The organism is Variovorax sp. Soil_C_12, assembly GCF_057657375.1.
Genome location: NZ_JBDGIO010000004.1, coordinates 59,516 through 81,201 on the forward strand (window position 1 = coordinate 59,516; position 21,686 = coordinate 81,201).

A 21,686-nucleotide genomic window follows, 5' to 3' on the forward strand; every position below is an offset into this window, starting at 1 on the left:
CCATTTGCGTTGTGGCCAGGCGCGAACCGCAGCGATACCCAGTGGTATCGCGAGGATTCGCAACGATGCCACGGCGCGAATGGAGCGGTTTTATGTGTAGCGATCTCGGGCGCAGACCACTAGTCCTTCGGCGCCTTTCGGGGCCGCTTCCAGTTCGCGTAGCTCGCCTGGCGGCCCCGTGCGATGGTCAGCACGCCCGGCTCGGTGCTCTTGGTCACGGTCGAGCCGCCCCCCACCGTGCCGCCGGCGCCGATGGTGATCGGCGCCACCAGCACGCAGTTGCTGCCCACGTGCACGTCGTCGCCGATCACGGTGCGGTGCTTGTTGGCGCCGTCGTAGTTGGCGGTGATGCTGCCGGCGCCGTAGTTGACGCGCGCGCCCACGCTGGCGTCGCCCAGGTAGGCCAGGTGATTGGCCTTGGCGCCGGCGGCCAGCGTGGAATTCTTGACCTCGACGAAGTTGCCGATGTGCACCTCGGCGCCCAGCCGCGCGCCGGGCCGCAGCCGCGCGAAGGGGCCGACGAGCGCGCCGACGCCGACCGTCACGCCGGCCTTCTCGCCGTCGATGTGGGTGAAGGGATGGATCACCGCGCCGGTCTCGATGCGCGCGTTGGCGATCACGCAGTTGGCCCCCACGCGCACACCGGCGCCCAGCGAAACCGCGCCCTCGAAGACGCAGTTGACGTCGATCTCCACGTCCGACTCGCAGGCCAGGGTGCCGCGCACGTCGATGCGCGCCGGGTCGGCCAGGCGCACGCCCTGCGCCATCAGCGCCTCGGCCTGGCGCCGCTGGTAGGCGCGCTCGAGCGCCGCCAGCTGCGCCGGCGTGTTGACGCCGGCCACCTCCAGCGGGTTCTCGATGCGGTGCGCCACGACGGGCACGCCGTCGATGGTGGCCAGGCCCACCACGTCGGTCAGGTAGTACTCGCCCTGGGCGTTCTTGTTGTCCAGCCGCGCCAGCCAGGGCTTGAGCAGCGCCGAGGGCACCGCCATCACGCCGCTGTAGGTCTCGCGGATGGCGCGCTGGGCCTCGCTCGCATCCTTCTCTTCCACGATCGCCTGCACCTCGCCTTCGCCCTCGGCGGCGGGCGCGCGCACGATGCGGCCGTAGCCGGTCGGGTCCTCGACGCGGATGGTGAGCAGCGCGAGCCGGCGGCCGCCGCTCTGCGCGATCAGCGAGCGCAGGGTGGCGTCGCCGATCAGGGGCACGTCGCCCGAGAGCACCACCACCGTGCCGTCGTCGGGCAGGAGCGGCGCCGCCTGCTGCATTGCGTGGCCGGTGCCCAGCTGCGGCACCTGGCGCGCGAATTGCGGGACCACACCCGCCACACCCTCGCCGAGCGCGGCCTCGACATCGGTGGCACCGTGGCCGGTGACCACCACCACCTTGCGCGCGCCGATGCGCGCGGCCGCGTCGACGACGTGCGCCACCAGCGCGCGGCCACCCAAACGATGCAACACTTTGGGCAGGCTGCTTTTCATGCGCGTGCCCTTGCCGGCCGCCATGATGACGACATCGACCGGTTCCTGGTTGTCCTGCGGAGTCTTGTTCATGCCACTTTCTCGAATGCGTTGGGTCAGGCTGGCGCGAATTATCGGCGTGCTGCTCGCGGCCGCGGCGCTCGCGGCCTGCAGCACGCTCAAGCTGGCCTACAACAACCTCCCCGAGCTGAGCTACTGGTGGCTGGACGGCTACCTCGATTTCGACGGCGCCCAGACCCCACGGGTGCGCGACGACCTGGCCGAGCTGCTGGCCTGGCATCGCCGCCACGAGCTGCCGCAGCTGGTCGAACTGCTGCGAGGGGCCCAAGCGCTGGCGCCCGAGGACATCACGCCCCAGCAGGCCTGCGCGTTCGCCGACCAGATCCGCGAGCGGCTGCTCGCGGTGGCCGTGCAGGCCGAAGGCCCCGGTACCGGGCTGGCCCTGAGCCTGGGCGAGGCCCAGCTGCAGCAGCTCGAACGCAAGTACGCGAAAAACAACGCCGAGTACCGCAAGGAGTGGCTGGAGCGCGGCCCTGCGCGCTGGCAGGAGAAGCGCTACGAGCGCATCGTCGAGCGCAACGAGGACTTCTACGGCCGCCTCGAGCCGGCCCAGCGCGAGTTGCTCAAGCAGCAGGTGGCGCAGTCGGGCTTCGACCCCCAGGCCTTCGACGCCGAGCGCCGCAGGCGCCAGCAGGAGGTGCTGGCACTGCTGCGCCGCTTCCAGGCCGAGCGGACGCCGCCGGCCGAGGCGCGCGCGGCCATCCATGCCTACGTCCTGCGCATCGCCGACCCGCCGCCGGGCCCGTGGCGCGAGCGGCAGCAGGCGCTGCAACAGGAGGGCTGCCGCAATGTGGCGGCCCTGCACAACAGCACCAGCGCGGCCCAGCGCGAGCAGGCGGTGCGCCGCCTGCAGGCCTACGAACGCGACCTGGGCGAGCTGTTCGCCGCTCACTGAAAGCGATCATCGAGACCTATGTCACGCGAACATGTAGAACATTTGTTTACACTCAGCCGCAACACTCCCGCACCCTCCATGAACATCACGCTCTGTACGCTCTTCGAGAAAAACTACCACTACGGCGTGGCGGCGCTGGCGAACTCGCTGATCGCCGCCGGCTACCAGGGCGAGTTGTGGGTGGGCTACCGCGGCGCCCTGCCGGGCTGGATCGTCGACGCGCCGGCCTTCGACCGCGCCAGCGGCCGGCTGAAGGTCGCGCCCCAGCTCACGCTGTGCATGCTGGAGTTGGACACGCCGCTGCACTTCACCTACTACAAGCCCACCTTCATCCGCGAGATGCTGGAAAAGCACGCCCCGCAGGCCGACATCTGCGCCTACATCGACCCGGACATCGTGGTGAAGTGCGACTGGCCGTCGCTCACCGGCTGGTTCACCGAGGACGGCATCTCGCTGGCCGAGGACGTCAACTGGTGCTTCCCGGCGCGGCATCCCAAGCGCCTGCTGTGGGCCCGCTTCTTCGCACCGCACGGCGCCACGCCGCGGCGCGGGCTGGACCGCTACTACAACGCCGGCTTCATCGCGGTCTCGCGCGCGCACTTCGAGTTCCTGGACCTGTGGCGCCGGCTTTGCGACCTGGTGGTCGACTACAACAAGGGCGCCAAGCAGCTCAAGGCCGGCGGCTCGGCCGAACTCTTCCACTCGACGGACCAGGACGCGCTGAACTTCGCGCTGACGGTGTGCGAGGCGCCCCTGAACACCGCGGGCCCCGAGGCGATGGACTTCGCGCCCGGCGGCTATTACCTCTCGCACGCCATCGGCTCGGTCAAGCCCTGGCATGGCGGCTTCATCAGCCAGGCCCTGCGCGGGCGGCCGCCGTCAGCCGCGAGCAAGTGGTACTGGCGCTACGCCAACGCCCCGATCCGCGTGTATTCGGACGGCGAGCTGCGCAAGAGCACGCTGGCGCTGAAGATCGCAGCGGCGATCGGGCGGGTCTACAAGCGCGCCTGAGCGTCCTCGGCAGGTTTGTCCTTGCGCCACTCCACCCAGCGCACCGCCAGCAGCGCGTACTGGTAGCCGAAGTTGGCCAGGCTGGTCGCGATGCCGAACCACAGCACCGAGCGCAGGTCGCTCACGCCCACCAGCCACAGGTAGAGCACCTGGGTGATCAGCGTCACCGCGATGCTGTAGGTCTGCCCCGCGGTCGCCCCGCGCACCGACAGGGTGCGGAAGGCAAAGCCCGAGGCATTCATCACGATGGACGCCAGGAAAACCATCCACACCAGCGGCGTCATGCTCTCGTACTGCTTGCCGAGCAGCAGGATCCAGTACTGGGGGAAGAAGAAGGCGGTCAGCAGCACCGCGCCCCCCATCGCGAAATAGGCGAGATGGGCCTGCGCCACGATCGTGCCCAGCCGAGGGCCCATGGGCGCGCGCGCGATGGCGGGGAACAGCAGCACGTTGGTCACTCGGTCCACCACCATCAGCACCATGGCAAGCCGGCCGAAAGCGCCTACCTCGGCCAGCATGCTGGCGGTGCCGAACAGCGACACCAGGAACACCGTGATCACGCCCTGCACCTGGTAGAACACGCCCGGCAGCACCAGCGGCTTGGCGATGCGCAGGATCTCGCCATCCACCTTCTTCGAGTCGCCGGCGTCGAGGTGTGCGTCCACGATCTGCTGCGTGCGGAAGGTCTTGCGGTAGAACATCACGCTGACGAAGCTGGCCGCGGCGGTCGCGGCCACGATGCCGACCATCGACCAGGAGGTGATCGGCAGCAGCAGCACCGCCCCCACGAAGATGATGCGCACGCTGTGCGAGTAGAAGGCGATGCGGTTCAGCGTGTTGATCTGGCTGAGGATCAGCAGCACCGTGCTGCAGTAATGCTCTCGCAGGGTGAGCAGCACCACCGCCAGCATCAGCAACGAGCCCGCCAGGTAGGGCGCGCCGGACCAGCCGTGCTGCTGCGAGCTGTAGAACCAGTAGGGCCCGATGACGGCCAGCCCCAGCCCCAGCAGCACCCAGCGCTTGCGGAAGACCTGGTGGCACACGCCCACCACCCAGGGCTGCTCGTTGGCGCGCTGGCCCACGATCGGCATGGTGCAGTGGGCCAGACCCAGGTCGCTGATTCCCAGGATCAGGGTCATGCAGGCGATCAGGAAGGTGTAGGCGGCGTACTGGTCCTTGGGCAGCACGTTGACGATCAGCAGGCCGGCGATGCCGCCGATGGCCACGCCGAAGGTTTCGACGCTGCCGACCAGGGCGATCTGGCGCAGACGAGGGAGGAGCTTCACGGATGAGCGGCGACGGTCAATGGGGTTGGCCGGCGGCTGCCGGGTCGGGGCTTCGTCCGCGCGGGCGGACAGGCCTCTACGATACGCGATGGACGTGGCGGGTCAGCTCACGGACCGATCAGATCAGCGGCGTGGCCTGCAGCGGCCGCTCGAAGTAGTCGCCCAGCGTCTCCAGCGCATGCGGCTCGAGGATGCGCAGCCAGCCGGCATCGAGCTTGTACAGGCGCAGCTGCTGCAGCCGCCTCAAGGTCTTGTTGGTGTGCACCAGCGACAGGCCCAGCGCATCGGCGATGTGCTGCTGGTTGAAGGGGAACTGCACCCAGCCTTCGCGCGCCATGCCGAGGCGCTCGGCGCGCCGGTAGAGATGCATCAAGAGCATCGCCACCCGCTCGGCCGCGTTGCGGCGGCCGGCGGTCACGAGGTTGTCGTCCACGATCTTCTCCTCGCGCGCCGCGAGCCAGGTGATGTGGTAGCCCAGCTTCGGCTGGGCATGGAACAGCTCCCACAGCCGCTCGCGGGCGAAGACGCAGAGCGTGACGCCAGTCACCGCCTCGACGCCGTGCGTGTGGCTGTCGGCAAACTCGTCCTGCAGGCCGATGAAGTCGCCCGGCAGCAGGAAGCCCAGGATCTGGCGCCGCCCGTCGCTCAGCGTCTTGTAGCGGAAGGCCCAGCCGGAATAGATCGTGTAGAGCAGCGGGCTGGCGCGGTCCTCCTCGATCACCGGCCGGCCCGCCTCGACGGAGCGCGTGCCGGTGCGGAAGGATTCGATGATGCGCAGTTCGTCGATCGTGACGGGAAGGAAGGCGGGGTTGCAGCGCAGCAGGCAGCGGTCGCAGGGATTGGGACCGGTGGGCGGGTGACTGAGCGCTGGATAGTCAAGGGTCACCTTCGGACTATAGGCGCGCGATCTGTGTCTTTTCACATTTCGCGCGCAGCCGGGCGCTCCTAAACTGCGGGCGCCCTCGATTCCGAAGCGAATGACAGAACTGCACGAGATCCTCTACTTCAGCCAGCTGGCGCCGAACCAGCCCACCGACGTCGTGGGCCAGATCGTGGCCCAGGCACGCGCCCGCAACGCGAGGGAAGGGATCACAGGGCTGCTGGTCTTCGACGGCATGCGCTTCTGCCAGCACTTCGAGGGCCCACGCCGGAACGTGCTGCAACTGATGGAACGGCTTGAAGCCGATCCCAGGCACGTGCAGATGCGGGTGGTGTACGAGGGCGAGCTCTTGCAGCGCCGCTACCACGCCTTCGACCTGGGGCTCGCCCAGGTCGAGGACAGCGAGGACATCGCCGTCGTCCAGCAGTTCGACGGGGTGGAGGCGCTGGCGCGCTTCATGGCGCTGCGCCCCCGCCTGGACATCTGATCCAGGTTCAAGCCCGCTCGACGGCCGATGCGAGGTCCCAGCTGTAGGTGGCGCCGTGGCTGTCCCACGGCTCCATCACGATGCGCTCGCCGGCCTCGACCCGCAACGTCTCGCCCGGTGCCAGCACCAGGTCTTCGCTGCCCCATTGGTCGGTGGCATCGCGTGTGACCCAGACCCGGCCCTGCCGCACGCGCAGAATGCTCGCGCCGGATGCCTTGAGGCTGGTCGCCTCGCCTGCGCCCAGCTGCCATGCACCGCGGCGAACGGCCGGCGGTACGTTGGCCGGACGCTGGGCCAGGACCGGGGACGACGGGAACGTGGAGGTGGTGCAGGCGGCGGACATACGAGGCTCCTAAAGAGGGGGGTTTCTCCATCAGCGCAATTTCGCGCTTCGGGAATGAATGATCTGCCTTGCCCCGTTCGCGGTCCAATGAAAACGCGGTACCCTACTGATTCCGCTTTCGCATCAATCCGGACCCCTCGGATTCAGCCCATGCAGCATTCCCAGACCCATCTGCGTTCCCGCCCGATCTCGGCCGGCCACCTGCGCGCCTTCGAGGCCGTGGCCCGGCACCTGAACTTTCGCGCCGCGGCCGAGGAGATGGCGCTGACCCAGTCCGCCGTCAGCCGGCAGATCCAGTCGCTGGAGGAAGAGGTGGGCGTGGGCCTGTTCCTGCGCCACACGCGCGCGGTCGAGCTCACCAGCGCGGGCGCCCAGCTGCTGCTGGCGGTGCAGCAGGCGCTGCCGCGCATCGACGGCGCGGTGCGGCAGATCCGGCAGAGCGCGGGGCGCAAGAGCGTCTCGCTCACCACCTTCGCCTCCTTCGCCTCGATGTGGCTGATCCCGCGGCTGGAGGCCTTCCAGCGCGACAACCCCGACATCGACATCCGCATCGACGCCACCGACACCGCACTCGACATGGACCTCGCGGACATCGACATCGCCCTGCGCTACGGCCCCGGCGAGAGCATGCCGGCCGGCTCGATCCGCCTGTTCGGCGAGAACCTGACGCCCGTGGCCAGCCCCTGGCTGATCAAGAGCAACCCGCCGATCAAGACGCCGGCCGACATCGCGCGCTTCGCCCTGATCGAGGCCGGCGACGCGCACCGCACCCACCTGGAATGGCTGACCTGGCGGCGCTGGTTCGAGGTGAACGACCTGCAGCGCACGCAGCCCAAGCGCTGGCTCTATTTCAACTACGCCTACCAGATGGTGCAGGCCGCACTCACCGGCCAGGGCCTGGTGCTGGCGCGCAGCTCGTTGATCGCCGAGAGCCTGGCCAACGGCGACCTGGTGGAGGTGCTGCCGCAGCACCGCATGGATTCGCCCATGGCCTACTGGCTGATCGTCGGCCCGCGCAGCACGCAGCGGCCCGAGATCCAGGCCTTTCGCGATTGGCTGGAGGCGCAGGCGGCCACCACGCGGGAGACCATCGGGGAGGTGCCCGATCCGGACACCGTGGATCAGATGGACTGAAGCTCAGCCCACCGGCCAGACCACGCCGTTGTCGTTCAGGATGGCATCCAAGGGCAGGTCGTGCGGCTCGGGCTCGAAGTCATCGAGGAAGCCGTTGGTGAAGCCCAGCCCGACCGTGAAGGGCCGCGGCTCCAGCGCCGCCAGCGTGCGGTCGTAGAAGCCGCCGCCATAGCCCAGCCGAAAGCCGCCGGCGCTGTAGCCCAGGCAGGGCACGAACAGCAGGGTGGGCACGATCAGCTCGGTGTCCTTCGGCTTGGGGATGTCGTAGGCGTCCGGCTCCATCGGACAGCCGGGATGCCAGGCGTGGAAAGTCAGCGTCTTGTGTACCTTGTCGACCACCGGCAGGCCGATGCGGCGGCGCTGCGGCTCGCCCTGCAGCTCGCCGTCTTCCTTCCAGCGATGCAGCGCGGGCAGCGGATCGAACTCGCCCTTGATCGGCCAGTAGGCGCCGATCACGGTGTCGGGCCGGCCCACCAGCCAGATGCGCATCACGCGCTGCAGCAGATCGGCGCGCGCCTGGCGGTCGGGCATGGCAAGACGCTGCTCGATCAGTGCGGAACGTAGCTGTTGCTTGAGAAAGTTGGCAGTTGCCGAGGTGTCGGCACCCTTTGACTTGTCCATAATCCCCCGATGCAGTTCGCAAGCATTTTGGCACCTGCGCGCGGCCGTCTGCGCGCCCCCTTCCCCACTCTCCTTCTTTCGCTCGTCTTCGCCGCCACCGCGCTGCTGCAGCAGGCCCGCGCGCAGAACGGCAGCGACGACGTGATCGTGCAGATGAAACAGGCCGCGCAGCGCGGCGACAAGGCGCGCCTGTCCGCCCTGTTGCCGCAGGCGCGCGGCCACCTGCTCGAGCCCTGGGCCGCCTACTGGGAGCTCAGGGCCCGCCTCGGCGAAGCCAGCGCTTCGGAGGTGCAGGACTTTCTCTCGCGCTATGCCGGCACCTACCAGGAGGACCGCCTGCGCAACGACTGGCTCGTCCTGCTCGGCCAGCGCCGCGACTGGGACGGCTTCGCGACGCTGCACCCGGCCTTCCGCATGAACGACGACGCCCAGGTGCGTTGCTACGCGGTGCTGGTCGACGCCTTGCGCTCGACCATCCCCACCGCCGCCCAGGCCGCGGAGGTGCGCCGCAATTGGCTCGGCCAGCGCGAGCTCGACGATGGCTGCCTCACGGCGGCCGACCGCATGATCTCGGCACGGATGATGTCGCCCAACGACGCCTGGAAGAAGGCGCGCTTCGCGATCGAGGCCAACCGGCCGCAGGCCGCGCGCGCCGCGGTGCTGCTGGCCGCGCCCGATGCGGTGCCGCAGTTCGACGAGCTCAACGCCAGCATGGCGAAGTTCCTGGCCGGCCGCGGCATCGCCCCCGGCAAGTCGCGGCGCGAGCTGGTGGTGCTGGCGCTGATCAAGATGGTCATTGCCGACCCGGACATGGCCGCCTCCCAGCTCGAGAGCAAATGGAGCGTGATGCTCTCGCCCGAGGAGCGCAACTGGGTGTGGGGCGCGATTGGCCGCCAGTACGCGGTGAAGCTCTCGCCGGCGGCCGGCGGCGCCTTCGCCAACGTCACCAAGAACGCGGACCTGTCCGACGACATGCTGGCCTGGAAGGCCCGCGCCGCCCTGCGCACCGGCAACTGGAAGGAAGTGCGCGCCGCCATCGCCGGCATGAGCGAATCGACGCAGGAAGACCCGACGTGGGTGTACTGGAAGGCGCGCGCCCTGCACGCGCAGGGTGGCGACGAGCGCCGGGCCGAGGCGCGCACGCTGTACGAGAGCATCGCCGGCACCCGCGGCTTCTACGAGCTGCTGGCGCTCGAGGAGCTGGGCCAGCGCGCCAGCGCGCCCACCCGCCCCGCGCCGCTCACGCCCGAGGAGCGGGCGGCGGCGCGCAGCAACCCCGCGCTCACCCGCGCGCTCTACGCCATCGAGATTGGCCTGCGCTCCGAGGGCGTGCGCGAGTGGAACTACGCGACCAACCTGCACGACAAGGGCGGCATGGGCGACCGCGAGCTGCTGGCCGCCGCCGACCTCGCCTGCCAGCGCGAGATCTGGGACCGCTGCATCAACACCAGCGAGCGCACCAAGGGCATGATCGACGTCGAGCAGCGCTTCCCCATGCCCTTCCGCGAGACGGTGGTCGCCAAGAGCGAGGAGATCGGCCTCGACCCCGCTTACGTCTACGGCCTGATCCGCCAGGAGAGCCGCTTCATCATGGACGCGCGCTCCGGCGTCGGCGCCTCGGGCCTGATGCAGGTGATGCCTGCCACCGCGCGCTGGACCGCGCGCAAGATCGGCCTCTCCGGCTTCACGCCCGGCCAGATCAACGACCGCGACACCAACATCACCATCGGCACCAACTACCTCAAGCTGGCGCTCGACGACTTCGACGGCTCCATGGCCCTGGCCGCCGCGGCCTACAACGCCGGCCCGGGCCGGCCGCGCAACTGGCGCAACGGGCCGGTGATGGAGGCCGCGATCTGGGCCGAGAACGTGCCCTTCAACGAGACCCGCGACTACGTCAAGAAGGTGCTGGCCAACACCACCAACTATGCGGCCCTGATCAGCGGCCGGCCGCAATCGCTCAAGGAGCGCCTCGGCACCGTGGGCCCGCGCGACGCCGCCGAGCCGGAGCCCAACAAGGACCTGCCCTGATGTGGTGGGACCAGTTCGCCGCCACATTCGCCTCCGAATTCTCGGATGTGGACGACGTCGCCCAGGTCACCCGCATCCTGATTCGCCTGGTGCTGGCCTCGGTGCTGGGCTTCGCCCTCGGCTTCGAGCGCGAGCAGCAGGGCAAGGCGGCCGGCGTGCGCACGCACATGCTGGTGGCCGTGGGCTCCGCCCTTTTCGTGCTCGTCCCGCAGCAGTCCGGCATCGATCCGGCCGACATGAGCCGCGTGATTCAGGGCCTGGTGGCGGGCGTCGGCTTCCTCTGCGCCGGCACCATCCTCAAGCAAGGCCGCGACGAGCAGCACGTGCAGGGCCTCACCACCGCGGCCGGCCTGTGGATGACGGCCGCCATCGGCATGGCCTGCGGCCTGGGCCGCGAGCTGACGGCGGTGCTCAGTGCGCTGCTGGCGCTGGCCGTGCTCTCGCTGGTGCCGCATGTGGTGAAGGCCATCGAGCGCGTCGTCGGTCCGCCGTCCGATGGCAACGGCAAGCGCGTGATCGTGCCCGGCAGCGACGACGACACGACCAAGCGCTGAGCATCAATCCCGCGCGCCTTCGGCATCAATCAGGCGACGGCCGGACGCTAGCATCGCAGGCTTTCCGTTCAAGAACCCCCGGAGGTCTCGATGCTCAAGCTCTATATCGCCAACAAGAATTACTCGTCCTGGTCGATGCGCCCGTGGGTGCTGATGAAGCAAACCGGCATTGCCTTCGAGGAGGTGATGGTGCCCTTCGATTCCCTCGATGCCGACTCGCACTTCAAGAAGACCATCGAGGCCCTCAACCCCGCCGGGCGGGTGCCCGTGCTGGTCGACGGCGAGATCGTCGTGTACGACACGCTGGCGATCTGCGAATACCTCGCCGAGACCCACCCCGACAAGAACCTCTGGCCGCGCGACAAGGCTCTGCGAGCCCATGCGCGCAGCGTCTGCGCCGAGATGCACGCGGGCTTCGGCGCCCTGCGCAACCACTGCGGCATGAACATCGAGGCCGACCTGCGCGTGCAGGGCAAGATCATCCTGCGCGACCAGCCGCAGGTGCGCGCCGAGCTCGCGCGCATCGTGCAGATGTGGAGCGGCCTGCTGGAGGCCCACGGCGGGCCGATGCTCTTCGGCGCATTCGGCATCGCGGATGCGTACTTCGCGCCGGTGGGCGTTCGCATCAAGACCTTCGGCCTGCCCGTGCCCGCCCAGATCACGGCCTACATCGAGCGCGTGCAGCAGTTGCCCGGCGTCAAGGCCTGGATCGACGAGGCACTGGTCGAGAAGCGCTTCGTGGTCGTGGACGAGCCGTACCGCATCGAAGGCTGAGACCGCGCCCCTGCATGACGCCCAGCACCTAAACTGCGGCGCATGCAAACCTACCTCGTCGGCGGCGCCATCCGCGATGCCCTGCTGGGCCGGCCCGGCAGCGATCGCGACTGGGTGGTGGTCGGCGCCACGCCCGAGGAGATGACCGCGCAGGGCTACCTGCCGGTGGGCCGCGACTTCCCCGTCTTCCTGCACCCCGAGACGCGCGAGGAATACGCCCTGGCGCGCACCGAGCGCAAGAGCGCGCCCGGCTACCGCGGCTTCGTCGTCCATGCCTCGCCGGAGGTCACGCTGGAGCAGGACCTCGCGCGGCGCGACCTCACGGTCAATGCCATCGCGCTGCCCGCCGACCGGGCCGGCCCCTCGCCCGACCTCGCCCACCTGGTCGATCCCTTCCACGGCCGGCAAGACCTGCAGCACAAGGTGCTGCGCCACGTGACCGACGCCTTCCGCGAGGACCCGGTGCGCATCCTGCGCGTCGCGCGCTTCGCCGCCCGCTTCGCCGACTTCAGCATCGCGCCCGAGACGCTGGCGCTGATGCGCGAGATGGTCGCCGCCGGCGAAGCCGACGCGCTGGTGCCCGAGCGCGTCTGGCAGGAGCTCGCGCGCGGGCTGATGGAAACCAGGCCCTCGCGCATGTTCGAGCTGCTGCGCGAATGCGGCGCGCTCGCCGTGCTGCTGCCCGAGGTGGACCGGCTCTGGGGCATACCGCAGCCCGAGGCCCATCATCCGGAGGTCGACACCGGCCGGCACCTGATGCTGGTGCTGGACATGGCGGCCCGCCTGGATGCGCCGCTCCCGGTGCGCTTCGCCTGCCTGGTCCACGACCTTGGCAAGGGCACCACGCCGGCCGAGGTGCTGCCGCGCCACATCGGCCACGAGCAGCGCAGCGTGGACCTGCTGCGCGAGGTGTGCGAGCGATGGCGCGTGCCGGTGGAACTGCGCGAGCTGGCCGAGGTGGTGGCGCGCGAGCACGGCAACATCCACCGCAGCGCCGCACTCGGCGCGCAGGCACTGGTGCGGCTGCTCGAACGCTGCGACGCCTTTCGCAAGCCGGGGCGCTTCGAGCAGGCGCTGCTGGCCTGCGAGTGCGATGCGCGGGGGCGGCTGGGGATGGAGGAGCGGCCCTATCCGGAACGCGGGCGGCTGCTCGCGGCCCTGGCGGCGGCGCAGTCGGTGCAGACCGAAGCGATCGCCCGGGAAGCGCAGCAGGCCGGCGCCACGGGGCCCCGGATCGGCGAGGCGATCGCGCGTGCGAGGGTGGCAGCGGTCGCCGCCATGCAGCCGCCGTCCGTCGGCATAGAGACAAAAACCGATTGACGGATTTGGCCGACGTGCTCGGCCGCCCGAGTCTGCTATGGTTTTCCCCATGCAGACGCCCCCCCGCCTCACCCCCGACGCTGCGCTATTCCTCGACTTCGACGGCACCCTTGTGGCGATCGCCGAGACGCCGGAGGCGATCGAGGTGCCCAGCGCACTGATCCCACTGCTCAGCGACCTGCGCGATCTGCTGGGCGGAGCACTGGCGGTGGTGTCGGGCCGGCAGATCGACGTGCTCGACCGCTTCCTTGCCCCCCTTCGCCTGCCGGCCGCGGGCGAGCACGGCGTGCAGCGCCGCAGTGCGGAAGGGGAGATGCAGGAAGCACGACCGCCCGATCTCACAGACGTGCTGGACACGGCCAACGAGCTGGCCCGCGTCTACGAGGGCCTGCTGGTGGAGCGCAAGCATGCGGCCATCGCCCTGCACTACCGGCTCGCGCCCCAGTTGGAGGCGGTGTGCCGCGACGCGCTGCTGCGCACCATCACCGACCAGCCGCAACTCGAGCTGATGCACGGCAAGTTCGTGTTCGAGGTCAAGCCCTCAGGCATCAACAAGGGAATCGCGATCGACGCCTTCATGCGGGAGGCGCCCTTCGTCGGCCGCACGCCGGTCTTCGCCGGCGACGACACCACCGACGAGAGCGGTTTTGCGGTCGTGCAGCCGCGCGGCGGCGTCGCGATCAAGGTCGGATCGGGCCCCAGCCTGGCGCTGCACCGGCTGGATTCCCCGCTCGCCGTGTTCGAATGGCTGGTCGAGGCACGCAAAGTGCTGGCCCAATCGCCATCCGAATCCAAAGGAAAACCCGCATGACGAAAAACCCCCAAGAGGTGACGACGACGGAGGAAGAACAGGAGCAGGAAAGCCGGGCCGGCGACTCGATCGCCGGCGCCGCCAGCGCCAGCGACAAGCCCGCCGCCCACCCGGAAGCCGCCACCCAGCCGGCCGCGCGCGGCGGCTTCGGCCCGCCGGCCGAGCCCTCGCTCAACGTCGGCGTGATCGGCAACTGCTCCTTCAGCGCGCTCATCGACGCGCGCGGCCGCGTGGTCTGGTGCTGCCTGCCGCGCTTCGACGGCGAGCCTGTGTTCAATGCCCTGCTGCACACGGGCGAGGACGCGAGCGCCTGGGCCATCGAGATCGAGGACTTCGCCTCCAGCAAGCAGTGGTACGAGCCGAACACCGCCGTGCTGCGCACCCAGCTCTTCGACAGCGCGGGCCAGGGCCTGGAAATCACGGACTTTGCGCCGCGCTTCCACAGCCGTTCGCGCTACTTCCGGCCGCTCACCATCGTGCGCCGGGTGAAGCCGATCCAGGGCACGCCGCGCATCCGCGTCTCGCTGGTGCCGCGCTTCCAGTGGGGCAGCACGCCGCCGCAGATCACGCGCGGCAGCAACCACATCCGCTACGTGGGCCCGGACTTCGCGCTGCGCCTCAACATGGACGCCCCGGTCTCGCACGTGCTCTCGAAGCAGCCCTTCGTGCTGTCGCGCGAGCACAACTTCGTGCTCGGCGCCGACGAGACGCTGATGGACGGCATCGCCGACACGGCGCGTCATTTCGAGCAGGAGACCATCGCCTACTGGCGCACCTGGAGCAAGCGGCTCGCGATCCCCTTCGAGTGGCAGGACGCAGTGATCCGCGCGGCGATCACGCTCAAGATGTCCCTCTACGAGGACACGGGCGCCATCGTCGCCGCCATGACCACCAGCATCCCCGAAGCGCCGGGCAGCCAGCGCAACTGGGACTACCGCTTCTGCTGGCTGCGCGATGCCTTCTTCGTGGTGCGGGCACTCAACAGCCTGTCCGAGGTCGGCACCATGGAAGACTACCTGCGCTGGCTGGCCAACGTGGTGATCGGCTCGCACGGCAAGCACATCCAGCCGCTCTACGGCATCGGCCTGGAGCGCGAGCTGCCCGAGTCTTTCGTCGAGGGGCTGAGCGGCTACCGCGGCATGGGCCCGGTGCGGGTGGGCAACCAGGCGCAAGAGCATTTCCAGCACGACGTCTACGGCAACATCGTGCTGGGCGCTTCGCAGGCCTTCCATGACCACCGGCTGCTCAGCCGCGGCGGCGTGGCCGAGTTCCCGCACCTGGAGGCGGTGGGCGAACAGGCGATCCGCGTCTACGGCACGCCCGACGCCGGCATGTGGGAGCTGCGCACGCGCGCCCGCGTCCACACCAGCTCGGCGCTGATGAGCTGGGCCGCCTGCGACCGGCTCGCCAAGGTGGCGCGCGCGCTGGGGCTGCCGGAGCGCGCGGCCTACTGGCACGGCCACTCCTCGCGCATGCGCGAGGAGATCCTCGCCAAGTCCTGGTGCGAGGAGCGCCAGGCCTTCGCCGAGAGCTTCGGCGGCCACGAGCTCGACGCCAGCATCCTGCTGATGACCGAAGTCGGCCTGATCGACGCGCGCGACCCGCGCTTCATCTCCACCGTCGACGCGATGGAGAAGTCGCTGTGCGACGGCCCCTACATGCGTCGCTACGAGGCGGCCGACGACTTCGGCAAGCCCGAGACCGCCTTCAACATCTGCACCTTCTGGCGCATCGACGCGCTGGCCAAGATCGGCCGCAAGGCCGAGGCGCGCCAGATCTTCGAGACCATGCTGGCCGCGCGCAACCCGCTGGGCCTGCTCTCGGAAGACACCCATCCGGTCACGGGCGAGATGTGGGGCAACTTCCCGCAGACCTATTCGATGGTGGGGATCATCAACGCGGCGGTGCGTTTGTCGGCGCCGTGGGACTCGTGCATCTGAGCGCGAGAAGAACAAGGAGCTCATGAGTCGTCTTGTCGTCATTTCCAATCGCGTCGCCGACCCCCGCAAGCCGGCTGCCGGCGGCCTGGCCGTCGCCCTGGGCGAGAGCCTGCAGCAGACCGGCGGCCTCTGGTTCGGGTGGAGCGGCAACATCGTCGAGGACGGGCCCACCGGCGAAGGCGAGCTGCGCATCCAGCAGGCCGGCAAGGTCACGCTCGCCACCATCGACCTGAGCCGCGAGGACCACGACAGCTACTACCTGGGCTACAGCAACGACGTGCTGTGGCCGGTGTTCCACGACCGGCTGGACCTGGCGAACTTCGATGCCGGCTTCATCGGCGGCTACCGGCGCGTGAACCAGCTGTTCGCGCGCAAGCTGCTGCCGCTCCTGAAGCCGGACGACATCATCTGGATCCACGACTACCACCTGATCCCGCTGGCGGCCGAGCTGCGCGCCATAGGCTGCCGCCAGCGCATCGGCTTCTTCCTGCACATCCCGCTGCCGCCGCACATCATCATGGCGGCGATCCCGCAGCACGAGTGGCTGATGCGCTCGCTGTTCGCCTACGACCTGATCGGCTTCCAGGCCCGGCAGGACGTGCAGCACTTCGAGCAATACGTGCGCAACGAGGCCAACGGCGAGTTCGTGGGCCGCGACCTGTACCGCGCCTATGGCCAGACGGTGCGCTGCGGCGCCTTCCCGATCGGCATCGACGTCGACGAGTTCGCGGCGCTCACGCACGCCAAGGAATCGCGCGACATGTTCGAGACCATGCGGCGCGAATACTCCAGCCGGCGCCTGCTGCTGGGCATCGACCGGCTGGACTATTCCAAGGGCATCCCGAACCGGGTGCGTTCCTTCCGCGAACTGCTCGCCAACTACCCCGAGAACCGCCGCAGCGCGACGCTGATCCAGATCGCCTCGCCCACCCGCGAGACGGTGGATGCCTACGCCGACATCCGGCGCGAGCTCGAGTCGCTGTGCGGTGCCATCAACGGCGACTACGGCGAGCTCGACTGGATGCCGGTGCGCTACATCCACCGCATGGTGGCGCGCAAGCGCGTGCCGGGCCTGTGTCGCGCGGCAGCGGTCGGGTTGGTGACGCCCCTGCGCGACGGCATGAACCTGGTGGCCAAGGAATACATCGCAGCCCAGGACCCTGCCGATCCGGGCGTGCTGGTGCTGTCGCGTTTCGCCGGCGCGGCCGAGCAGCTGAAGGAAGCCTTGCTGGTCAACCCCTACGACACCCACGGCACCGCCGAAACGGTGCAGCAGGCGCTGCAGATGCCGCTGGAGGAGCGGCGCGAGCGCCATCAGATGCTGCTGTCGCACATCCGCGCGCAGGACGTGCACTGGTGGCGGCGCACCTTCCTCGAGGCGCTGCGCGAGGCGGAGAGCGTGCGTTAGGCGAGCAGCAGACGCAGCAGCCGCGCCACGGGCGAAGGGCGTAGCGCCGTGACCGGCGCCGGCTGCGGCAGGCCCCGGATCAGCGCCGGCGTGAGCGCCTCGACCTCGACCCAGCCGCCGCGCTCGGCGACGTAGACCTCGCCCTCCTGGTAGTCGTTCTTCACGGTGAACGCGGTCTCACCGAACCATGACGGCGGCGAGACCACGCGCACGTTTCCTTCCAGCACCATCAGAGCCGCGCCGGCATCGAGGGCGAGGCGCAGCGACTGGCCCGGCTGGAGGCGGGTGGGAGAAGAAAAATCGGTGGATTTCATGACGGACCTCGGTGTGGAGTGGGTGCTGAAATCGTAGGCAGCGGGCCGCTCGAAAAACAGGCACAACCAGGGATGTTCGAAGGCAGAACAGCCCACCCCGCGCGGCGTCTGTTATGGTGGTTTTCGCCGCCATCTGCATCTGTTGCGGCCCCCGTCCTTCCCGGAGGATCGCCCCATGGACTCCACCCCGCTCTACCGCCAGCTGGCCGCGCACTACCTCGACGCGATCCGCGCGGGCTCGCTCAAGCCGGGCGACAAGCTGCCCTCGCTGCGCCACCTGATGCGGCAGCACGGCATCAGCCTGTCGACCGCGCTGCAGCTGTGCCGCTCGATGGAAAGCGAAGGCTGGGTCGAGGCGCGCGAGCGCTCGGGCTACTTCGTGCGCCGGCCGCGGCGCCTCTCGATGGCGCCCATGGACGAGCCCGCGGCCGACCGGGCGCCCGACCCGGCGCAGTACGTGGGCATCCACGCCAAAGTGTCGGACTTCGTGGCGCGCCGCCGGCAGGTGCCCGACAAGCTCGACCTCTCCATCGCGCGCGGCGCGCCGGAGCTCTACCCCGCCGAGGCGCTGCGCAACGCCATGACGCGCGCGCTGCGCCACCGCCCCGAGATGCTGGCGGTGGCTGCGCCGCTCAAGGGCCATCGCCAGTTTCGCGAGGTGCTCGCGCAGCGCAGCCTGCGCGTGGGCATGACGCTCTCGCCGGAGGACATCCTGGTGACCAACGGCTGCATCGAGGCGCTGAACCTCGCGCTGCGCGCGGTCGCGCAGCCGGGCGACACGGTCGCGGTGGAGTCGCCCACCTTCTACGGCCTGCTGCAGGTGCTCGAAAGCCTGGGGCTGCAGGCGCTGGAGATCCCGACCAGCCCCCAGACCGGCCTGTCGATCGAGGCCCTGGACCTCGCCATTCGCACCTACGACAACATCAAGGCCGTGGTGGTGGTGCCGCACCTGCAGAACCCGCTGGGCAGCGTGATGCCCGACACCCACAAGGCGCGGCTCGCGCAGCTGTGCGAGCAGCATGCGATCCCGCTGATCGAGGACGACACCTACAGCGAGCTGGTCGACGCGCCGATGCCGCCGCGCGCGCTCAAGTCCTTCGACGCATCGGGCAACGTGATTCACTGCGCCTCGCTGCACAAGATCCTCGCGCCCGGCCTGCGGCTGGGCTGGATGACGGCCGGGCGCTGGCAGGCGCGGGTGGAAATGCTCAAGTTCGCGCAGACCCGCAACAACGAAGCGCTCTCGCAGGCCGCGGCCGGCGAGTTCATGGCCACCGGCGGCTACGAGCGCCATCTGCGCCACCTGCGCCAATGCCTGAAGACGCAGCGCGAGCAGACCGCCGATGCGATCGCCGGCTTCTTTCCGACGGGCACGCGCATCAACCTGCCGCCCGGCGGACTGCAGCTGTGGGTCGAGCTGCCCGAACGGCTGTCCTCGTGGCGGGTCTTCGAGACGGCCCTTGCCGAGCGCATCGTGGTGGCGCCCGGCACGCTGTTCTCGAACTCCTCGCGCTTCGACCACTACCTGCGCATCAACTGCGGCTGGCCCTATGGCGAGGCGGTGGATGGGGCGCTGCGACGGCTGGGCGCCATCGCCACCGATCTGTGCCGCGCAGGCGCCGCTAGTGCAGCAAGGGCCCCAGCGTCTGCGCCAGCCAGTCCAGCACGCCCTGCACCCGCTTGGACAGGTTCCGCCGGTGCGGATAAAGCAGCGTCACCGGCATCGGCTCACCCGTCGCCTGCGGCATGACCTCCTCCAGCAGCCCCTGCTCGATCAGCGGCCGCAGGCCCAGCACCGGCGCCTGGATCAGGCCCAGGCCCGCGAGGCAGGCGGCTTCGTAGGCCTCCGAGCTGTTCACCGTGATCTGCCCGCCCATGGGCTGGAAGCGGTAGCGCTCGCCGTCGTGGTACTCCCACCCCGGCGGCTGCCCGCCGAGCGTGGGCGAGTAGTGGACCAGCCGATGCCCCGCCAGGTCCTCCAGCGTCCGCGGAACACCGTGCGCGCGCAGGTAGCCGGGGCTGGCGCAGTTGATGAGTCGCAGCCGCCCCAGCGGACGCGCCACCAGCCCCGACTCGCGCAGCGCACCGATGCGCAGCACGCAATCGAAGCCCTCGTGCACCGGGTCCACCAGCCGGTCGGTGGTGCTGAGCTCCAGCGCCAGCTGCGGATGGACGGCGAAGAACTCGGGCAGGCGCGGGATCACGATGCTGCGCGCGATGCCCACCGGCAGGTCGACGCGCAGCCGCCCGCGCAGGGCGCTGGGCGCCTGCTGGAACATGGACTGCAGGTCCTCCGCGTCCGCCAGCAGTTCCTTGCAGCGTTCCAGGAACTGCTCGCCGTCCTGCGTCAGGCGCACGCTGCGGGTGGTTCGGTGCAGCAGCCGGGTGCCGAGTTGCGCCTCCAGCTGCTGCACGGCGGTGGAGACGCGCGCCTTGGGATGGCCGAGCTGGTCGGCGGCGCGGGTGAAGCTGGCCAGTTCGGCCACCTTGGCAAAGATGCGAAGCGTGTCGAGGTCCATCGGTGGTGTGGCGCTTGATTGTTCTCCTCACCTGAACAGTCCTCTCTTTTTCTGGCAGTTTATCGGTTCATTGTTCTTCCCTAAAGTCCACTCCACCCACCCACTGTCTTTCAAAGGAAGCGACATGACCACCAGCACCACCCCCATCGCCCTGATCACCGGCGGCAGCCGCGGCCTGGGCAAGAACACCGCGCTGAAGCTCGCCGAGCGCGGCGTCGACATCGTGCTGACCTACCGCAGCGCCGCCGAAGAGGCCCAGCAGGTCGTCCGGCAGATCGAGGCCTTGGGCCGGCGCGCCGTGGCGCTGCCCCTCGACGTCGGCGACAGCCGGGGCTTCGCGGACTTCGCCGCACAGGTGAAGGCCGCGCTGGCGCAGCACTGGCAGCGCGAGCGCTTCGACCACCTGGTCAACAACGCCGGCATCGGCCTGCGCGCGAGCTTCGAGGAGACCAGCGAGGAGCAGTTCGACCAGCTGATGAACATCCAGCTCAAGGGGCCCTTCTTCCTCACGCAGAAGCTGCTGCCGCTGATCGCCGACGGCGGGCGCATCCTCAACGTGTCGACCGGCCTCGCGCGCTTCGCGCTGCCGGGCTATGCCGCCTACGCAGCGATGAAGGGCGGCATCGAGGTGCTGACGCGCTACCAGGCCAAGGAGCTGGGCGCGCGCGGCATCACGGTGAACGTGGTGGCGCCGGGCGCGATCGAGACCGACTTCGGCGGCGGGCTGACGCGCGACAACGCGCAGGTCAACAGCTTCGTCGCCTCCCAGACGGCGCTGGGGCGGGCAGGGCTGCCGGACGACATCGGCGGGGCGATCTCTTCGCTGCTGCAGCCGGAGAACCGCTGGATCACCGGGCAGCGCATCGAGGTCTCGGGCGGGATGTTCCTTTAATCGAGCAGCGCAAGCGCGGCAAAGTCGCCGACCTTGTCGCCCAAGCCCGCAGGCACCAGCACCGCGCCGCGTGTCAGCGGCACCAGCTTGCCCTCGACCTCGGCCTGCAGGCGCGGCAGCAGGAAATCGCGGTTGTGCCAGAACACGCTGCCGCCCAGGCTGATGCGCTCGAGGTCGAGCGTGGCGATCAGGTTGAAGAGCATGCGGCCCATCACCCGGCACGCCGCCTCGGTGGTGGCCAGCGCCTTCGGCTCGCCGGCCACGGCGGCGGCGAACAGTTCCGGCGGCGGCCGGCCGAAGCGGCGGGCGATCGCGTTGCCTGCGGCCAGGGCCTCGACATCGCCGACGTTGCCGCAGCCGCACAGCGCATGGCTGTCGTCGTCGGACACGAAGCTGTGGCCCGCATGGCCCGCATTGCCGTTCTTGCCGTGCAGGATGCGGCCGTCCACGCACAGGCCGACGCCGACGCCGGTGCTCCAGGTGACGTAGGCACAGTGGTCCGTGCCCTGCAGCGCGCCCCAGGTGCGCTCGGCCTCGAGGGCAGCCACGGCGTCGTTCTCGACCCGGACATGGCGGAAGCGCTGTTTGAGCGGCGCCTCGACGATGGCCGTCATCCAGTCGTTGGGCAGGCCGCGCGCCGGGCCCGCGATGCCGCCGCAGATGTTGGGCGTGGCCAGCTCGACCAGGCCGTCCCGCAGCACGAAGGGGCCGGCCGTAGAGACGCCCACGCGATCGATCGAGGCGGAATCGATGCCCTGCTCGGCACAGATCTCGTCGACGAGCCGCAGGATCTGCAGCGCCACGGCGTCGTTGTTGCCGGTCTTGGCGGTGGGTTCGGTGCGGCGGCCGATCAGCGGCGAGGTGCTGTCGGCCGACAGGCTCACGGCCACCTTGGTGCCGCCGATATCGACGCAGGCTCTCATGG

The 21,686-nt window shown here is 69.6% G+C and carries 20 protein-coding genes and 1 pseudogene; 13 read left to right on the forward strand and 8 right to left on the reverse strand.

Annotation, left to right across the window (positions count from 1 at the left end; genetic code table 11):
* Nucleotides 1–119 precede the first annotated feature (119 nt).
* The gene (gene glmU / locus AC3A6X_RS12610; RefSeq protein ID WP_487842494.1) at nucleotides 120–1,553 is read right to left on the reverse strand and encodes a bifunctional UDP-N-acetylglucosamine diphosphorylase/glucosamine-1-phosphate N-acetyltransferase GlmU; all 1,434 of its coding nucleotides are present in this window, start codon (nucleotides 1,551–1,553) and stop codon (nucleotides 120–122) included.
* On the opposite strand from glmU, the gene AC3A6X_RS12615 reads away from it, so the two are divergent.
* Together AC3A6X_RS12615 and AC3A6X_RS12620 are read left to right on the forward strand one after the other, a co-directional pair.
* Entirely contained in the window at nucleotides 1,552–2,436 is an 885-nt protein-coding gene (locus AC3A6X_RS12615) for a DUF6279 family lipoprotein (RefSeq protein ID WP_487842495.1), read from the forward strand. The genes glmU and AC3A6X_RS12615 overlap by 2 nt on opposite strands.
* Before the next feature lie 78 nt (nucleotides 2,437–2,514).
* Nucleotides 2,515–3,447, forward strand: a complete 933-nt coding sequence (locus tag AC3A6X_RS12620; protein WP_487842496.1) for a glycosyltransferase family protein — start codon at nucleotides 2,515–2,517, stop codon at nucleotides 3,445–3,447.
* On the opposite strand, the gene AC3A6X_RS12625 is transcribed toward AC3A6X_RS12620, so the two are convergent.
* A complete protein-coding gene (locus tag AC3A6X_RS12625; RefSeq protein WP_487842497.1) occupies nucleotides 3,432–4,733 on the reverse strand; it encodes a lipopolysaccharide biosynthesis protein in 1,302 nt (433 codons plus the stop codon). The two genes, AC3A6X_RS12620 and AC3A6X_RS12625, sit on opposite strands and share 16 nt — an antisense overlap.
* 118 nt (nucleotides 4,734–4,851) lie before the next feature.
* On the reverse strand, nucleotides 4,852–5,553 hold the full coding sequence (locus AC3A6X_RS12630) for a Crp/Fnr family transcriptional regulator (protein WP_487842868.1): 702 nt from the start codon (nucleotides 5,551–5,553) through the stop codon (nucleotides 4,852–4,854).
* Between the two features lie 157 nt (nucleotides 5,554–5,710).
* On the opposite strand from AC3A6X_RS12630, the gene AC3A6X_RS12635 reads away from it, so the two are divergent.
* Nucleotides 5,711–6,100, forward strand: coding sequence for a BLUF domain-containing protein (locus AC3A6X_RS12635; RefSeq protein ID WP_487842498.1), 390 nt, complete (start codon nucleotides 5,711–5,713; stop codon nucleotides 6,098–6,100).
* A gap of 7 nt (nucleotides 6,101–6,107) precedes the next feature.
* Here AC3A6X_RS12635 and AC3A6X_RS12640 read toward each other — a convergent pair whose 3' ends face one another.
* Nucleotides 6,108–6,443: a DUF2917 domain-containing protein gene (locus AC3A6X_RS12640; protein WP_487842499.1), complete on the reverse strand. Its 336-nt coding sequence runs from the start codon at nucleotides 6,441–6,443 to the stop codon at nucleotides 6,108–6,110.
* A gap of 150 nt (nucleotides 6,444–6,593) precedes the next feature.
* Here AC3A6X_RS12640 and AC3A6X_RS12645 point away from each other — a divergent pair, with 150 nt between their 5' ends.
* On the forward strand, nucleotides 6,594–7,577 hold the full coding sequence (locus tag AC3A6X_RS12645; protein ID WP_487842500.1) for a LysR substrate-binding domain-containing protein: 984 nt from the start codon (nucleotides 6,594–6,596) through the stop codon (nucleotides 7,575–7,577).
* A gap of 3 nt (nucleotides 7,578–7,580) precedes the next feature.
* Here the strand turns inward: AC3A6X_RS12645 and AC3A6X_RS12650 are convergent, their stop codons facing one another.
* The gene (locus tag AC3A6X_RS12650) at nucleotides 7,581–8,198 is read right to left on the reverse strand and encodes a 5-formyltetrahydrofolate cyclo-ligase (protein ID WP_487842501.1); all 618 of its coding nucleotides are present in this window, start codon (nucleotides 8,196–8,198) and stop codon (nucleotides 7,581–7,583) included.
* 9 nt (nucleotides 8,199–8,207) lie between these two features.
* Here AC3A6X_RS12650 and AC3A6X_RS12655 point away from each other — a divergent pair, with 9 nt between their 5' ends.
* The 7 genes from AC3A6X_RS12655 (at nucleotide 8,208) to otsA (ending at nucleotide 17,036) form a co-directional block, all read left to right on the forward strand.
* Nucleotides 8,208–10,229: a lytic transglycosylase domain-containing protein gene (locus tag AC3A6X_RS12655; protein WP_487842502.1), complete on the forward strand. Its 2,022-nt coding sequence runs from the start codon at nucleotides 8,208–8,210 to the stop codon at nucleotides 10,227–10,229.
* A complete protein-coding gene (locus AC3A6X_RS12660; RefSeq protein WP_487842503.1) occupies nucleotides 10,229–10,783 on the forward strand; it encodes an MgtC/SapB family protein in 555 nt (184 codons plus the stop codon). The genes AC3A6X_RS12655 and AC3A6X_RS12660 overlap by 1 nt, the downstream gene beginning before the upstream one ends.
* Before the next feature lie 90 nt (nucleotides 10,784–10,873).
* Nucleotides 10,874–11,557, forward strand: a complete 684-nt coding sequence (locus AC3A6X_RS12665) for a glutathione S-transferase family protein (RefSeq protein WP_487842504.1) — start codon at nucleotides 10,874–10,876, stop codon at nucleotides 11,555–11,557.
* A gap of 42 nt (nucleotides 11,558–11,599) precedes the next feature.
* Entirely contained in the window at nucleotides 11,600–12,877 is a 1,278-nt protein-coding gene (locus tag AC3A6X_RS12670) for a multifunctional CCA addition/repair protein (RefSeq protein ID WP_487842505.1), read from the forward strand.
* A gap of 49 nt (nucleotides 12,878–12,926) precedes the next feature.
* Nucleotides 12,927–13,688 carry a trehalose-phosphatase gene (otsB, locus tag AC3A6X_RS12675; RefSeq protein ID WP_487842506.1) on the forward strand — a complete coding sequence of 254 codons (762 nt, stop codon included), beginning with the start codon at nucleotides 12,927–12,929 and terminating at the stop codon, nucleotides 13,686–13,688.
* A complete protein-coding gene (locus AC3A6X_RS12680) occupies nucleotides 13,685–15,628 on the forward strand; it encodes a glycoside hydrolase family 15 protein (protein WP_487842507.1) in 1,944 nt (647 codons plus the stop codon). Before otsB ends, AC3A6X_RS12680 begins: the two co-directional genes overlap by 4 nt.
* A gap of 22 nt (nucleotides 15,629–15,650) precedes the next feature.
* Complete coding sequence (gene otsA / locus AC3A6X_RS12685) at nucleotides 15,651–17,036, forward strand: alpha,alpha-trehalose-phosphate synthase (UDP-forming) (protein WP_487842508.1); 1,386 nt, start codon at nucleotides 15,651–15,653, stop codon at nucleotides 17,034–17,036.
* Here the strand turns inward: otsA and AC3A6X_RS12690 are convergent.
* Entirely contained in the window at nucleotides 17,033–17,350 is a 318-nt protein-coding gene (locus AC3A6X_RS12690; RefSeq protein WP_487842509.1) for a hypothetical protein, read from the reverse strand. The two genes, otsA and AC3A6X_RS12690, sit on opposite strands and share 4 nt — an antisense overlap.
* 175 nt (nucleotides 17,351–17,525) lie before the next feature.
* On the opposite strand from AC3A6X_RS12690, the pseudogene AC3A6X_RS12695 reads away from it, so the two are divergent.
* Nucleotides 17,526–18,965, forward strand: a pseudogene (locus AC3A6X_RS12695) (aminotransferase-like domain-containing protein); the annotation flags it as partial.
* Between the two features lie 7 nt (nucleotides 18,966–18,972).
* Here AC3A6X_RS12695 and AC3A6X_RS12700 read toward each other — a convergent pair.
* Nucleotides 18,973–19,869, reverse strand: coding sequence for a LysR family transcriptional regulator (locus AC3A6X_RS12700; protein WP_487842510.1), 897 nt, complete (start codon nucleotides 19,867–19,869; stop codon nucleotides 18,973–18,975).
* Between the two features lie 124 nt (nucleotides 19,870–19,993).
* On the opposite strand from AC3A6X_RS12700, the gene AC3A6X_RS12705 reads away from it, so the two are divergent.
* Nucleotides 19,994–20,761: an SDR family NAD(P)-dependent oxidoreductase gene (locus tag AC3A6X_RS12705; protein ID WP_487842511.1), complete on the forward strand. Its 768-nt coding sequence runs from the start codon at nucleotides 19,994–19,996 to the stop codon at nucleotides 20,759–20,761.
* Here AC3A6X_RS12705 and AC3A6X_RS12710 read toward each other — a convergent pair.
* Complete coding sequence (locus AC3A6X_RS12710) at nucleotides 20,758–21,684, reverse strand: ROK family protein (RefSeq protein ID WP_487842512.1); 927 nt, start codon at nucleotides 21,682–21,684, stop codon at nucleotides 20,758–20,760. The two genes, AC3A6X_RS12705 and AC3A6X_RS12710, sit on opposite strands and share 4 nt — an antisense overlap.
* Between the last annotated feature and the right edge of the window lie 2 nt (nucleotides 21,685–21,686).

What these genes read in the sequence shown, in the direction of transcription:
- AC3A6X_RS12660 (WP_487842503.1), top strand. Translation starts at nt 10,229, where the DNA reads ATGTGGTGGGACCAGTTCGCCGCCACATTCGCCTCCGAATTCTCGGAT.
- AC3A6X_RS12690 (WP_487842509.1), bottom strand. Translation starts at nt 17,350, where the DNA reads ATGAAATCCACCGATTTTTCTTCTCCCACCCGCCTCCAGCCGGGCCAG.
- AC3A6X_RS12645 (WP_487842500.1), top strand. Translation starts at nt 6,594, where the DNA reads ATGCAGCATTCCCAGACCCATCTGCGTTCCCGCCCGATCTCGGCCGGC.
- AC3A6X_RS12705 (WP_487842511.1), top strand. Translation starts at nt 19,994, where the DNA reads ATGACCACCAGCACCACCCCCATCGCCCTGATCACCGGCGGCAGCCGC.
- otsA (WP_487842508.1), top strand. Translation starts at nt 15,651, where the DNA reads ATGAGTCGTCTTGTCGTCATTTCCAATCGCGTCGCCGACCCCCGCAAG.
- AC3A6X_RS12710 (WP_487842512.1), bottom strand. Translation starts at nt 21,684, where the DNA reads ATGAGAGCCTGCGTCGATATCGGCGGCACCAAGGTGGCCGTGAGCCTG.
- AC3A6X_RS12655 (WP_487842502.1), top strand. Translation starts at nt 8,208, where the DNA reads ATGCAGTTCGCAAGCATTTTGGCACCTGCGCGCGGCCGTCTGCGCGCC.
- AC3A6X_RS12650 (WP_487842501.1), bottom strand. Translation starts at nt 8,198, where the DNA reads ATGGACAAGTCAAAGGGTGCCGACACCTCGGCAACTGCCAACTTTCTC.
- AC3A6X_RS12635 (WP_487842498.1), top strand. Translation starts at nt 5,711, where the DNA reads ATGACAGAACTGCACGAGATCCTCTACTTCAGCCAGCTGGCGCCGAAC.
- AC3A6X_RS12640 (WP_487842499.1), bottom strand. Translation starts at nt 6,443, where the DNA reads ATGTCCGCCGCCTGCACCACCTCCACGTTCCCGTCGTCCCCGGTCCTG.
- AC3A6X_RS12615 (WP_487842495.1), top strand. Translation starts at nt 1,552, where the DNA reads ATGCCACTTTCTCGAATGCGTTGGGTCAGGCTGGCGCGAATTATCGGC.
- AC3A6X_RS12680 (WP_487842507.1), top strand. Translation starts at nt 13,685, where the DNA reads ATGACGAAAAACCCCCAAGAGGTGACGACGACGGAGGAAGAACAGGAG.
- AC3A6X_RS12700 (WP_487842510.1), bottom strand. Translation starts at nt 19,869, where the DNA reads ATGGACCTCGACACGCTTCGCATCTTTGCCAAGGTGGCCGAACTGGCC.
- otsB (WP_487842506.1), top strand. Translation starts at nt 12,927, where the DNA reads ATGCAGACGCCCCCCCGCCTCACCCCCGACGCTGCGCTATTCCTCGAC.
- AC3A6X_RS12620 (WP_487842496.1), top strand. Translation starts at nt 2,515, where the DNA reads ATGAACATCACGCTCTGTACGCTCTTCGAGAAAAACTACCACTACGGC.
- AC3A6X_RS12665 (WP_487842504.1), top strand. Translation starts at nt 10,874, where the DNA reads ATGCTCAAGCTCTATATCGCCAACAAGAATTACTCGTCCTGGTCGATG.
- glmU (WP_487842494.1), bottom strand. Translation starts at nt 1,553, where the DNA reads ATGAACAAGACTCCGCAGGACAACCAGGAACCGGTCGATGTCGTCATC.
- AC3A6X_RS12670 (WP_487842505.1), top strand. Translation starts at nt 11,600, where the DNA reads ATGCAAACCTACCTCGTCGGCGGCGCCATCCGCGATGCCCTGCTGGGC.